At 72.7% G+C, this 12,535-nt stretch carries 12 protein-coding genes; 5 read left to right on the top strand and 7 right to left on the bottom strand.

Annotated features, from left to right (window positions below; genetic code table 11):
• Nucleotides 1–31 precede the first annotated feature (31 nt).
• Entirely contained in the window at nt 32–1,432 is a 1,401-nt protein-coding gene (leuC, locus tag OG556_RS25745; RefSeq protein WP_371519800.1) for a 3-isopropylmalate dehydratase large subunit, read from the bottom strand.
• 328 nt (nt 1,433–1,760) lie between these two features.
• On the opposite strand from leuC, the gene OG556_RS25740 reads away from it, so the two are divergent.
• From OG556_RS25740 to OG556_RS25725, 4 genes are all read left to right on the top strand, one after another.
• A complete protein-coding gene (locus OG556_RS25740) occupies nt 1,761–2,180 on the top strand; it encodes a hypothetical protein (RefSeq protein ID WP_363585146.1) in 420 nt (139 codons plus the stop codon).
• A gap of 714 nt (nt 2,181–2,894) precedes the next feature.
• Entirely contained in the window at nt 2,895–3,524 is a 630-nt protein-coding gene (locus OG556_RS25735) for a hypothetical protein (RefSeq protein ID WP_371519797.1), read from the top strand.
• A gap of 380 nt (nt 3,525–3,904) precedes the next feature.
• On the top strand, nt 3,905–4,447 hold the full coding sequence (locus OG556_RS25730) for an ArsR/SmtB family transcription factor (RefSeq protein ID WP_371519795.1): 543 nt from the start codon (nt 3,905–3,907) through the stop codon (nt 4,445–4,447).
• 166 nt (nt 4,448–4,613) lie between these two features.
• On the top strand, nt 4,614–5,384 hold the full coding sequence (locus OG556_RS25725; protein WP_371519792.1) for an ATP-binding cassette domain-containing protein: 771 nt from the start codon (nt 4,614–4,616) through the stop codon (nt 5,382–5,384).
• 317 nt (nt 5,385–5,701) lie between these two features.
• On the opposite strand, the gene OG556_RS25720 is transcribed toward OG556_RS25725, so the two are convergent.
• The 6 genes from OG556_RS25720 to OG556_RS25695 all read right to left on the bottom strand — a co-directional run bounded on the left by OG556_RS25720 (nt 5,702) and on the right by OG556_RS25695 (nt 11,425).
• A complete protein-coding gene (locus OG556_RS25720; protein ID WP_371519790.1) occupies nt 5,702–6,478 on the bottom strand; it encodes a hypothetical protein in 777 nt (258 codons plus the stop codon).
• A complete protein-coding gene (locus tag OG556_RS25715; protein WP_371519787.1) occupies nt 6,475–7,128 on the bottom strand; it encodes an RNA polymerase sigma factor in 654 nt (217 codons plus the stop codon). The genes OG556_RS25720 and OG556_RS25715 overlap by 4 nt, the downstream gene beginning before the upstream one ends.
• Nucleotides 7,129–7,316: 188 nt before the next feature.
• Nucleotides 7,317–8,324, bottom strand: a complete 1,008-nt coding sequence (locus OG556_RS25710) for a hypothetical protein (RefSeq protein WP_371519784.1) — start codon at nt 8,322–8,324, stop codon at nt 7,317–7,319.
• Nucleotides 8,321–8,686, bottom strand: a complete 366-nt coding sequence (locus OG556_RS25705) for a PadR family transcriptional regulator (RefSeq protein ID WP_363585158.1) — start codon at nt 8,684–8,686, stop codon at nt 8,321–8,323. The genes OG556_RS25710 and OG556_RS25705 overlap by 4 nt, the downstream gene beginning before the upstream one ends.
• 44 nt (nt 8,687–8,730) lie before the next feature.
• Nucleotides 8,731–10,674, bottom strand: coding sequence for a sensor histidine kinase (locus OG556_RS25700; protein ID WP_371519781.1), 1,944 nt, complete (start codon nt 10,672–10,674; stop codon nt 8,731–8,733).
• Nucleotides 10,664–11,425, bottom strand: a complete 762-nt coding sequence (locus OG556_RS25695) for a response regulator transcription factor (protein WP_371519779.1) — start codon at nt 11,423–11,425, stop codon at nt 10,664–10,666. The genes OG556_RS25700 and OG556_RS25695 overlap by 11 nt, the downstream gene beginning before the upstream one ends.
• A 143-nt stretch (nt 11,426–11,568) precedes the next feature.
• On the opposite strand from OG556_RS25695, the gene OG556_RS25690 reads away from it, so the two are divergent.
• Complete coding sequence (locus tag OG556_RS25690) at nt 11,569–12,513, top strand: M20/M25/M40 family metallo-hydrolase (RefSeq protein WP_371519777.1); 945 nt, start codon at nt 11,569–11,571, stop codon at nt 12,511–12,513.
• Nucleotides 12,514–12,535 lie beyond the last annotated feature (22 nt).

Genomic DNA, 12,535 nt, shown 5'->3' with positions numbered 1-12,535 from the left:
AGCTGTCCTCTCTCCGGCCGGGCCGGCGCTGTCAGGCCAGGTCGGCCGGGGCAGCGAGCCGCCCGGCCACCGCCGTCGCGGCGGCGACCGCGGGCGACACCAGGTGGGTGCGGGCCCGCGCCCCTTGGCGGCCTTCGAAGTTACGGTTCGAGGTGGAGGCGCAGCGCTCGACACCCTCAAGACGGTCGGTGTTCATCCCCAGGCACATCGAGCAACCGGGCAGCCGCCACTCGGCGCCGGCGGCCGCGAAGACCTCGTGCAGCCCCTCCGCCTCGGCCTCGGCCCGCACCTGCATCGAGCCGGGGACGACCAGCATCCGGGTGCCGTCGGCGACGGTGCGCCCGCGCAGCACCCCGGCCGCGGAGCGGAGGTCCTCGATCCGGCCGTTGGTGCAGGAGCCGACGAAGACGACGTCGATCGCGAGGTCCCGCATCGACGTCCCGGGCCGCAGGCCCATGTAGGCCAACGCCTTCTGCGCCGAGGCGCGTTCGAGCGGGTCGGTGAAGGTCTGCGGGTCGGGCACGGCGGCGGCGAGCGGCACGGTCTGGGCGGGGTTGGTGCCCCAGGTGACGAGCGGGGTGAGCCCGCCCACGTCGAGCACGACCGTGCGGTCGAACACGGCGCCGGGGTCGGTGGCCAGGGTGGCCCAGTCGGCGACGGCGGCGTCCCAGTCCGCCCCGGCGGGGGCGTGCGGGCGGCCGCGCAGGTACTCCAGGGTGGTCTCGTCGGGTGCGACGATCCCGGCCCGGGCGCCGGCCTCGATGCTCATGTTGCAGAGCGTCATCCGGGCCTCCATGGAGAGCCCGCGCACCGCGTCGCCCCGGTACTCGATGAGGTGGCCCTGCGCCCCGTTGGCCCCGATCCGGGCGATCAGCGCGAGGATCATCTCCTTCGCCCCGACCTCCGGGGGGAGTTGGCCGGTGAACTCGACGGCCAGGGTGCGCGGCCGGCCGATCTCCAGGCACTGGGTGGCCAGGACGTGCTCCACGTCGCTGGTGCCGATGCCGAAGGCGAGCGCGCCGAACGCGCCGTGCGTGGCGGTGTGGCTGTCCCCGCAGACGATCGTCATGCCGGGCTGCACCAGGCCGAGTTCGGGTCCGACGACGTGCACGATCCCCTGCCGCCGGTGACCGACCGAGTAGAGCTCGACGCCCTGTTCGGCGCAGTTGCGGCGCAGCGTGTCCAGCTGGACCAGGCTGACCGGGTCGGGCACCGCGGTCGCCGTGGTGGCGACGTTGTGGTCCTCCAGCGCCAGGGTCAGCCCCGGCCGCCGGACGCTGCGGCCGGCCAGCCGCAGCCCGTCGAAGGCCTGCGGGGAGGTGGCCTCGTGGGTGAGGTGGAGGTCGATGTAGAGGAGGTCCGGTCCGCCGGGCCGGGACGCCACGACGTGGCGCTCCCACAGCTTCTCCGCGAGTGTCCGTGCTGGGCCCATCGTCGTCCCTCTCTCCCCTGCGCTGTCCGTGCACCACGACCCTGGGGCGGAACCCCGGCCACCGCATGCCGTCCGGCCGTACGGACCTCAGCCTCCATGGCGCCACCCACCGCCCACCACGTCTTTAAGCCGGTGCGAAAACGCCCAGCACAGGCGATCACGTGCACGAAGAAAGGTGCAGAGAACTGCACCTCGGATCGGAAGTAAGCCCCCATGAAATCGGCGGCGCCCGGGTTCAGGATGGAGTCATCGAAGGCGGAACCAACGCCGGGACGACGGACAGAAGATCACCGGATCCCACGGGACCCAGGGAGGAAGCATGTACCCGATGCGCAGGAGCCACGGGGCCGAACCCGGACGCCGGCGGAGCAGGACGGTCGTGCTGACCCTGGCCGCCGTCCTCCTGGTCGGCGCCGGAACGTCCGCCTGCCAGGTCAGTACCAAGGCCGCCGACCGGATCGAGCTGTGTGCGAAGATCTTCGGCAAGACCTTCACGGATCCGTTCCCGGACAACGTGGAGGAGGCCCGCAAGAAGATGCGCGACCGGGCCGACGAGCTCGACGGGCTGGCCAAGCAGGCCGGGGACGACAAGCTCCGCAATGCGATCCAGTCGACCGCCGACAAGATGCGCAACGCCGACATCCGTGAGAAGGGTGCGGTGCGCACCGTGGTCGGTTACATCGGCGAGCAGAACGACCGCATCAAGGAACTGCGCCAGACCTGCCTCGACCACCACGACTACCCGTGATGACTGGGCTTCCGAACCAGCGTCACCGTTGAGCCTCCCAGAGCGCGCACGGTGACCACAGACCGGAATCGGTGAACAGGGAACTAACAGTTCCCCCACCGATTCCCTTGGCCGGGCCCCTCGTTGGGTCCCCCGTCTTCCGGGGGGCCCGGCCGTAAATCTCCCCGTACCAATACAAGCCAGGAGCAGTCATGCCCGATTCGAGTGGCTGGAAGCCCACTAAGGAACGTCCGATGTGGCCCTGGGTCGTCCTCGCGGTCGTCGCCGTTGGCGTTCTGATCAACGTGCTTATCACGATCTGACGAGCAGATCGAATCCGCGCCCGAGGAACTTCCGCGCTCTTGGCAGGTAGGCCGAGAGCGCGGACCCACGTCCGGCGCAACTTCGGCCCCACAGACCCCTCTCATCCCACCCGCCCCAAGGGTTACACGACCCGTCAGAGGGCGGTCGAACCGAGTCGAGTCCGCTATCCGGATCAGGTGCAGAGAACTGCACCTTCGAACTGGCGAAGACTCGACTGTCACCCCCCTAAAGCGCCACGTAGCGTAGTCGGTACGGGAACGGGCATGGCCATGTCGAAGATGCGGTCACGCGCGATCGACCATCCACCTCACCGTGGATCCCGGCTCCCGACCCGCCTACATCAACGGCATTCATGGGGGACTCGTGCCACGTCTGCACTTCACGTCGGCAAGCCTGTTGAGAACGCGTATCATGCCGACCCCGGACTGGGTCAGCGAATCACTCTTCGCCCTGGACCTGCTCTCTTCCCGGCACCGCCAGGCGAAACGCCGGCTCCGATGGCATAAGACCCGCCCCGTGGGGCCGGCCCGTCGGCTGGGTCCCACCCACCGGCTCGGGTCCACCCAGCGGCTCGTCGAACTCGCCCGGACCATCCGCCCGTTCCCCGACATGGACATCATGGTCCGGCGCGCCCGCCACTCCGGGAACAGCGCCGACCTGCGCCTGCTCCGGGACCTGGAGTCCTTCTACCGCATCATGGTCGCCCCGCACTGGGACGTGATCTCCCTCACCGTCCAGAGCGACCGGAAGAAGCGACTGGAAATCCTCCAGGACTGCGGCGCGCGCAGCCTGCTGAGCACCCTTCACCCGACCGTCCGGCTCTCCACCTGCTCGCTGGAGATACCCGGACAGAACGAGGACGTGCAACTGGAGGAGGTCGGGCTGACCATTGCGCCGTCCTACTTCCTGGCACCCGATTCCCCGGTCCTGGTGGACGACCACACCATTGCCGACGGGCCCACCCTCTTCTACCCCATTCTCCCCGACGGACCGAACTGTGCGACCGAGGGCGTGATCGAAGCGGCAGCGATGCCGGCCTGAGACCGATGACCTCCGATCGCGACAGCATCGGAACTTCAAGGGGGAAAACAGCAATGCGACGCATATTCTTCAGTCCGGCGAGTCTGGCCAAAGTGTCGTCGGCCGCTCATCTGGATCCGATGCGAGAGGCGCTGTGCGCCCTCGAAACCTTCGCGACGGGCGGCGGAGGCCCCGTCTTCCATTCCTGGCGACGACGGGTCGCGGGTGAGCGGGACGGCCGGGCACTGGCCGAACTCGCCCGCACCGTACGACCTTTTCCGGATCTCTACCGAATTCTCGAAAACTCCTCCGCGGCCGGATCCGGGAACGAATTCCGACCGCGGGTTCTGCGTGATCTGGAGACGTTCCACCGGATCGCCGTGGAGCCCTACTGGAGCCAGGTGTCGACCCTGCTCGAGGTCGACCGGAACGCCCGGGCCCAGATCATGATGAGCGGCGGCGTCGACCAGTTGCTCAGCACCCTGCACCCGGCGATCCGCTGGCGCCCCCCGGTGCTGGAGGTCCCCGGGACGGGGCACGACATCAAACTGGAGTCGACCGGCCTGGAGATAGCGCCGTCGTTGTTCCTGTTCTCCCGGTCTCCGATCCTGGTCGAACAGCAGGGCGACCGGCCCCTGCTGCTGCTCTACCCGATCCCCGTCCCCCGCGACCGGGAGAACCTGTGGGACCCGGCGCCCGACGGCGACCAGGCCCTGGGGGCCCTGCTGGGGCGCACCCGGGCGGCCGTCCTCCAGGTGTTGACGACCACCTGCACCACCACCGAGGTCGGCGAGCTGGTGGGCATCTCCACCGCCGCCGCGAGCCAGCACACCGCCGTCCTGCGGGCGGCCGGACTTATCACCACCCTGCGCTCGCTCAACAAAGTGCACCACACCCTGACCCCCCTGGGCGGGGCTCTTCTTCGTGGGGATCCACTGGTCTGACAATTCGCCCTATACCGACGATTCCCGAAGTAACGAACCCGCAACACGCTGCTAGGAGTGATCTCGATCTGACACGGATGGTCTAGGAAAGTGCACCATACATACGGATGCGGGCAGCATGGCCTAAACCCATTACGAGCGAGTAGGTTCTGGGCATGCAAGCACGATGCCTTGTCGCCGCACGCATCATTTACGGAAGCCTGGGAGCGGATTCATGATGGGAGGTGGACCAGCTGAGCGGGAAGCCGCCCCAGACTGTGCCGTCACGCTGGAAAACGTGTCGAAAATCCACCCGGGCACGAACGGTCCCACAGCGGTCCTGCGCGAGTTCTCGCTCGGCGTACGAAAAGGCCGCTTCTGTGCCGTCATGGGAGACGAACGCGCCAGCACCACGGCACTCCTGGAGTGCATGGCCGGCGTCACCACCCCGTCCACCGGAACGGTCCACTGGGCCGACGGCGAACGGGGCTCCGTCGGCGCACTCTGGGGCCAACACGAGCCCGTCCACCCGAATGTGACGGTTCGTGAATTCGTCGATCCGGGCGTTTCCGCACTCGGCCGCCGCCAGGCCTGGCAGATCAGTCGGGTCACCCGACTGTGGCTCTGGCGGCGGCCGCTGCGGAGGCTGGGCCGGGTCCAGCAGCACAACGCCATGCTGGCCCGGCTGCTGGCCGGCTCCCCGCGCCTGCTGCTGGTCGACACCCCCGGCCACGACGACTCGCCCGAACTCGCCCGCGCCATCGGCGCCTCACTCCGCCGCGCGGTCCGCGCCCTCGACCTCACGGCGGTCCTCGTCACCACCGACCCGGAAGCCGCCGCGTGCGCGGACAGCGTCGTCTTCCTCCACCACGGCCGCCTCGCCGACGCCCTCGGACCCTCCACCCCCGCCGAGATCGCCGACTGCCTCCACCACCTCCGAAGAGGCTCGACCACCTGATCCGCCCCGCCCTCCCCGGCGCCCCTCTCCCAGGGCGCCCCCGGCGCCCCCTTCCCCGGCGCCCCTCGCCCTCCCCGGCGCCCCCCGGTCAAGCGGTGCACAGCGCTTCCCCCAGCTGCGGCCCCCGCGCCCCGTGCGTCCTCCAGCGCACCGCGCCGGCGCATTCCGGACCGCCGCCCCGCACCCGACCGGCGACACCTCCCCCGGCAGGCCCCGGGCGGACACCCCCGCCATCGCCTGCCTCCGCCGGCTACCGCTACCGCTACCGCCGCCGCGAACCCGCCGGCCGTCAGCCGTCAGCCGCCGCCGTCAGCCGCTCAGTGCGGCGGGGTCGGGATCAGGCTCGCCAGGGGGTTGAAGTAGACCTTGGACGGCATGCAGGCCGGGCCCGGGCTCCGCATGAGGCCGGTGTGCATCTCGCGCGAGCTGTGGGCGGGGTCGGTCCCGGCGAAGGGCAGGTAGATGAAGAGCTTGAGGCCGGCCGGGACGGCGTGGGGGCGGACGGTGAGGACGATCGGACCGGCGCCCTCCGTCCGCATGTCCCAACTGCCCTGGCCCTCCTGGTTGTCCGGGGCCTCCGGCTCGGGGGCGCGGCAGCCGGGCTGGCCGGCGTAGACCCGGGCGGGGATCCCGAACCGGTCCAGGTCGCGCTGCAGTTGGTCCGGGTCGACCGGCTTGTACTGCTCCAGGATGGTGAGTTTGACGAGGTCGTCGCCGCCTTCGAGGGTGTACGCGGCGTTGTCGACCCGGCCCAGCTCGTGGCCGGTGCCGTCGGCCGGGTGCTGGACGTCCGGGTGTTGGGCGTCCTGGTGCCGGGCGTCCTGGCGCCCGGCGTCCGGGGTGTGGCGGCCGGGGCCCGTGGCGAGGAGGGCGCCGGTCAGGGCGACGGCCAGGCCCGCCGGGAGGGCCAGGCGCAGCGCCAGGCTGCGCCGCCGGGCCGTGCGCCGGGAGTTGTCGGTGACGGTGTCCATCAGGTGTTCCTTCAGCAGGAGGTGGCGGCCCGGGGGGAGCTCCGGGGCCGCCGGGGCCGGCAGCAGCCGGACCAGTTCCTCCCGCTCGGTCTGCTCGGACCGGTCCCGGGGGGTGGCGTTCATCGGGTCGTCTCCTCGTACGGCCGGACCGCGAGGTCGCGGTCACCTGCTACCTGTCCGCCGGCGCCCGGGCGTTGCGCACCACTTCCCGGCCGCGCGGACCGTGACGCGGCGAGCTCCTTCGCCGTCAACTCCCGCAGCCGGGCCCGGGCCCGCGACAACCGCGAGCGGATCGTCCCCACCGGCCGGCCCAGCGCCTCGGCGACGGCCGCGTGGTCCAGGCCCTCCCACACGCACAGCGCGAACACCTCGCGCTCCGCCGGCCGCAGCCGTTCCAGCGCCGCCTTCGCGGCGGCCAGCTCCTCGGCGTCGGCGATCCGACCCGCCAGCTCCCCGGCGAAGTCCGGCATCGCCTCGCGCGGCGGCAGCTTGGCCAGCGCCCGCTGGTGGCGCCGCGCGGCCCGGCGGGTGTTGCGGATGACGTTGCCCGCGATCCCCAGCAGCCACGGCCGCAGGCTCTCCCCCTCGGGATCGACCCGCGCGCGCAGCCGCCACGCCTCCAGGAACGTCAGCGAGACCACGTCCTCGGCGACGGCCCAGTCCCCGGTCATCCGCACGGCGTGCCGGTACACCGCCTGGGCGTGGTCCTCGAAGACCAGCCCGAACGCCGCCGCGTCCCCAGCGCGCACCCGGGCGCGTATCGAATTCTCCACACCAGCTCCTGTCCCGCCGCCGCCACCCGTTGCCGTGATCCACGCCACACCGGCCGGGCCGCCACGCCGCGCCGGGCCGCCGCGCCGTCGACGAAGGATCCCCGAGCCCCTTCCGGAAGAAGGGACTCGGGGATCCTCGGACCGGCCGGCCCGACGCCGCCGGTCGGTTCGGGGCGCCGCCTGCGCGGTCAGGCCGGCTCGACCGGCTCCGCGTTCCGGGAGGCGGCCAGGGTGCGGCCGAGCGCGGCGAGGGTGGCGGCGACGGCCAGCAGGCCGACCACGACCGCGAGGTTGCGCCCGAGGTCGGCGAGGTTGCGCGGCAGCGTCCAGTAGTAGGGCGCGGGGAGCATGACCGCCCAGGGGAGGGCGGCCAGCGCCACGCCGACGGCGCGCGGCCGGTCGGGCCGGCGGGCGGCGAAGTGGACGGAGAAGGCGATCGCCATCACCACGGCGGGCCAGGCCGACGACGCGTCGAGCAGCATCTGGGTGCTGCGCGGGAAGACGATCATGGAGTAGTCCTCCAACTCGCGCCAGGGCCAGGCGAGGACGAGCGCGCTCATCGGCAGCACGATGGCGCCCGCCGCGACGACCGTCCCGACCCGGGCGCGGACCCGCTGGTCGACGCCGTCGGGCGGGGCGACGAGCAGCGGCACCCCGAGCAGGAGCCAGAGGGGCAGCTGGTAGAGGGACAGGAAGAGCACCCCGGCCGGGTGAACGAAATAGCCGACCGCTGCGCCGATCCGGACGAGGACGCCGACCAGCACCAGGACACGGGCGGCGCCCCAGTGCCCGAGGCCGGCGCCGAGCAGCGCGAGGAGCCAGGGGACGGTCTGGACCACACCCACCGCGGTCGCGGCCGTGGTGTGCAGGCCCATCAGTTCGGAGTGCGGCTCCGTGATGAAGAGGCCCATCAGCAGCTGGACGAAGGCCAGCGCCGCCCCGCCGGCCAGCAGGAACGGCGCGGCGCCGGCGAGCGCCCGGCCCGCGGGGTCTCCGGAGCTGAGCCGGGTCCGCAGCCGGGCGGCGTGCGCGGCCAGGGTGACCCACTCGCGCAGCACCGTTCGCCGGTCGGCGCCCTCGACGGACTCGGCGAAGACGGCGGCGATCTCCTCGCCGTGCGAGGCCCGGTAGGCGGCGGGGTAGATGCCGATCAGCGGGAGCCTGCCGGGCAGCGCCCCGGCCTGCTGCGCGGTCATGCCGCACCGCCGCTCAGCCGGAGCGCCCCCAGGCGCGGCCCCCGCCCGAGCGCGAGCCTGCGCTCGGCCTCGACGACTCCGGCCCGCAGCCGTTCCGTCTCCGCGCCCAGGACGTCCCGGCCGTCCTCGGTGAGGGCGAAGGTGCGCCGCATCCGGCCACCGACGACCTCCTCGTGGTCGATCCGGATCAGCCCCTGCTGGAGGAGCCGGTCCAGTGCGGTGTAGAGGGTGCCGGTGAGCAGCTTGGTCCGGCCGTCGGAGATGGCCAGGACTTCCTGGACGATCGCGTAGCCGTGCCGCGGGGCATCGGCGAGCGCGGTGAGCACGAGCCGGGTCGGCTCCTGTAGTTGACGGTTAGCCATGGCCGTGAGCATAGATCAATGGCAAACATATGTCGATGATTTAGCTATCGGCCCGCTCCACCCCCGCACCCGGCGGCCGCCGGGGCGGGAAGGCGCACGGTGAACACCGAGCCCGCGCCGGGAGTGCTGGCCGCGTGGACGCCGCCGCCGTGGAGCTCGGCGAGCTTGCGGACGATGGCGAGGCCCAGACCGCTGCCCCCGCTCTGCCGGTTGCGGGACTTGTCGGCCCGCCAGAAGCGCTCGAACACCAACGGCAGGTCCGCCTCGGCGATGCCGCCGCCGGTGTCGGCGACCTCGATCAGCAGGGCGTCGGACTCCGTCCGGGTCCGCAGGGTGACCGTGCCGCCCGCCGGGGTGTGCCGGACGGCGTTGGCGACCAGGTTGCCCACCAGCTGACGCAGGCGCACCGGGTCGGCGGACACCTCGCACCCGGCCGACTTGCCCGAGGCCGTCTCGTCCGAGGCCGTCTCGTACCCGGCCGTCTCGACGACCAGGGCCACGCCCGACGCCTGCGCCCGGGCGCCGTGCGCGGTGGCGACCTGGGCCAGCAGGTCCTCGACGTCCACGGGCTCGCGGTGCAGGGCCAGTTCACCGGCGTCGGCATCGGCGAGGTCCCGCAGGTCGTCGATCAGGTGCTGGAGTTGCAGGGCCTCCTCCAGCAGCGAACTCGTCAGGGCACCGTCGGCGGTGACGACGCCGTCCTCGACGGCTTCCAGCCAGCCGCGGATGTTGCTGAGCGGGGTGCGCAGCTCGTGCGCGATGTCGCCGACCATCGCCCGGCGCAGCTCCTCCAACTGTTCGCGGCGCTGCGCCATGGCGTTGAAGGCGGCGGCGAGTCCGGCGATCTCGTCGCGGCCGGTCGCGGTCACCCGGGCGGAGAGGTCCCCGTCGGTCATCCGCCGGGCGGCACGGGTGAGCGCGTTCAGCGGCCGGGAGAGCCGCAGGCCGACCACCGTGGTGATCGCCACGGTGACCGCCAGCACCAGCGCGGCGACCTCGGCGACCCGCCCGCGGTGCGGGGTGGACAGCACGGGGGCCTGGTCCGCCGCGCCGGCGGGCGCGCCGACGAACAGCAGCACCGGCGGCGCCACGTACCGGACGAGCTGCTGCCGGCGGGAGTTGGCGAGGCAGGCGGAGATCACCTGCTCCTGCTCCCGGTCGCGGGCCGGGGCCCACTGCAGCCCCAGGGACAGCGTCACGGGCCGGATCTGCTGGCGCTCCAGGCAGGCGTTGACGAGCGCGGTGAGGTCGGCGAGGGCGGCGCTCTCGGTGCGGGTCGGGGCGTCCAGCACCAGCGGGGACGCGCAGCGCACGCCGAGCGGCCGACCGCCGGGGACGCTCACCACGGGGCGGCCGGCCGCGTCGTCGGTGACGGTCGCCTCGACGCCCAGTTCCGACCGCAGGCAGCCGGCCCGGTCCCGCGCGGCCTCCTCCATGGCCACGCGCTCGGCGGTCGTCAGCCGGAACGGGCCCACGGCGCGGGCGTCGATCCGGTCGGCCGGGGCGTCGGGCAGCATGGCGAGGTCGACGGAGAGCGGGTCGACGGTGGTGGTGGGCGTCCGGGGCAGCACCGTGCGGTCGGCGGCGCCCGGGGTCGGCGCCGACGGCGTGGCGGCCGGGGGCGGTGACCCGGGGGCGGTGGCGGGGGTCCCCGAGGTGGCGGCCGGACCGGATGCGGTGGCCGCGGAGTCGACGACCGGCTCGAAGCGCGGCGTGGTCAGCAGGATGCGCTGCCCGGTGTCGGCGGCGAGCCGCCGCACGGTGCTCTCCGCACCCGTCCAGTCGGGGTGGGTCGCGGCGTAGCCGAGCAGCTCGTGGTAGATCCGGGCCTGGTCCGCGAGGACCTGGCGCTGCTCCTGCCTGATCGCGCCCGTCGTGGTGCGGGCGGTCAGCCAGGCCGTCGCGGCGATCGAACAGAGCGAGACCAGGGCGGAGAGGGCGAGCAGCCGGACCAGCAGGCTGCGGCGCGGCGGGGCGTCACGACGCACCGCGCGGCCCCTCCGCGAGCTTGTAGCCGATGCCGTATACCGTCAACAGGCGTGTGGGGCTCCGCGGTTGGGGCTCGATCTTGCGGCGCAGGTTCATCACGTGGGTGTCGACGGTCCGGGTGGTGATGTACCGGTCGATGCCGTGCAGGTGCTCCAGCAGCTGGGCCCGGGTGAAGACCCGGCCGGGCTGGGCGGCCAGCACCTGGAGCAGCCGGAACTCGCCGGGCGTGCAGCTGACGGGCCGCCCGTCGGCGGTGATCTCGTGGCGCAGGGGGTCGATGGTGAGGCCCCCGGCGGTCAGTACCGCCGGAGGCGCGGCGGCGGGCGGCGCGGTCGGCGGCAGGGTGGGCGCGGCCGCCGGCGCGGGATCACCCGGGGTCAGCGGCCGGGACCCGCGGCGCAGCAGGGCCCGGACCCGGGCCACGAGCTCGCGCGGGCTGTACGGCTTGGTGAGGTAGTCGTCGGCGCCGAGGTCGAGGCCGAGCAGCAGGTCCTCCTCGGCGGTACGGGCCGTCAGCATCAGCACCGGCAGCGCGGATTCGGCACGCAGGGCACGGCAGACGTCGAGCCCGTCCATGACGGGCATCATCACATCGAGGACCAGGAGGTCCGCCGGGCCGCGCCGGGCCTGCTCCAGCGCGGCCCGGCCGTCGTGGACCACGACCACACGATGTCCTTCCCGCTCCAGGTACAGGCGGGCCAGGTCGGCCTGCTTGGGATCGTCCTCGGCGACCACGACATGTGCGCACATGAGGATGATCGTAAGTCGCCCTCCGGAAGCACCCCTACCGGTTCCTGACAGCCTCTCGACAAGTTCCTGACACCGACGGACCAGGGTGGGTGGAGTCCGCCGGGGGAAGCCCCCCGGCCCCGCCTCCGAAAGGCCCCCGCGTGATGCCCTCCCGCCGTCTGGTGTCCCTCGCCGCCCACGTCCTCGGGGCAGCCCTGCTGCTGTCCACCGTCCCCGCCGCCGCGGCGACGGCCGCCGAGCACCGGCCCGCCCCGGCCGCGCCCACCGTCGAGGCGGCCGAGGTGATGCCGCACCTCCAGGCCCTGCAGCGGATCGCGGACCGCAACGGCGGCAACCGCGCGCACGGCACCAAGGGGTACGCGGAGTCGGTGGCGTACGTGAAGCACGCGCTGGACCGGGCCGGCTTCCAGACGCAGCTGCGCCGCTTCACCCACGACGGCAAGGAGGGCTACAACCTGATCGCCGACTGGCAGGGCGGCGACCCCGACCACGTGCTGCTCACCGGCGCCCACCTGGACAGCGTCCCGATGGGCCCGGGGATCAACGACAACGGCTCCGGCTCGGCGGCCGTCCTGACCACCGCCCTCCAGGTGGCCAAGGCCAAGCTGAAGCCCGAGCGGCACCTGCGCTTCGCCTGGTGGGGCGCGGAGGAGCTGGGGATGGTCGGCTCGGCGGACTACGTCAAGAACCTGTCCGCCGGCGACCGCAAGGCCATCGACCTGTACCTCAACCTCGACCAGGCGGGCAGCAAGAACCTCCAGCAGTACCTGCTGGTGAAGGACGCGAAGAACAACGAGACCGCGGCCTTCCAGGCCTTCGACAAGTGGTTCACCGACCGGGGCCTGGCCACCTTCGACATCCCGCTGGACAGCTCCGACAGCCAGCCGTTCGGAGACGCGGGCATCCCGTCGTCCGGCTTCAGCAGCGGCGTCTCGGACTGCCTGCACAGCGCGTGCGACAACCTCGCCAACGTCGACCCCGCGACGCAGGCGACCAGCACCAACGCCATGATCGGCGTCGTCTGGCAGTTCGCCACCGCCAAGCCCGCGGCCACCAAGCCCGCCGCCCCCGCCGCCGACCGGTCCTGACCGCCCGTCCCCAGGAGCCACA

The organism is Kitasatospora sp. NBC_01300 (assembly GCF_041435235.1).
In the GTDB taxonomy this organism is placed as follows: Bacteria; Actinomycetota; Actinomycetes; order Streptomycetales; family Streptomycetaceae; genus Kitasatospora.
The sequence above is the reverse complement of the archived record's forward strand: the minus strand, read 5'-3'. Positions and strand labels throughout refer to the sequence as shown.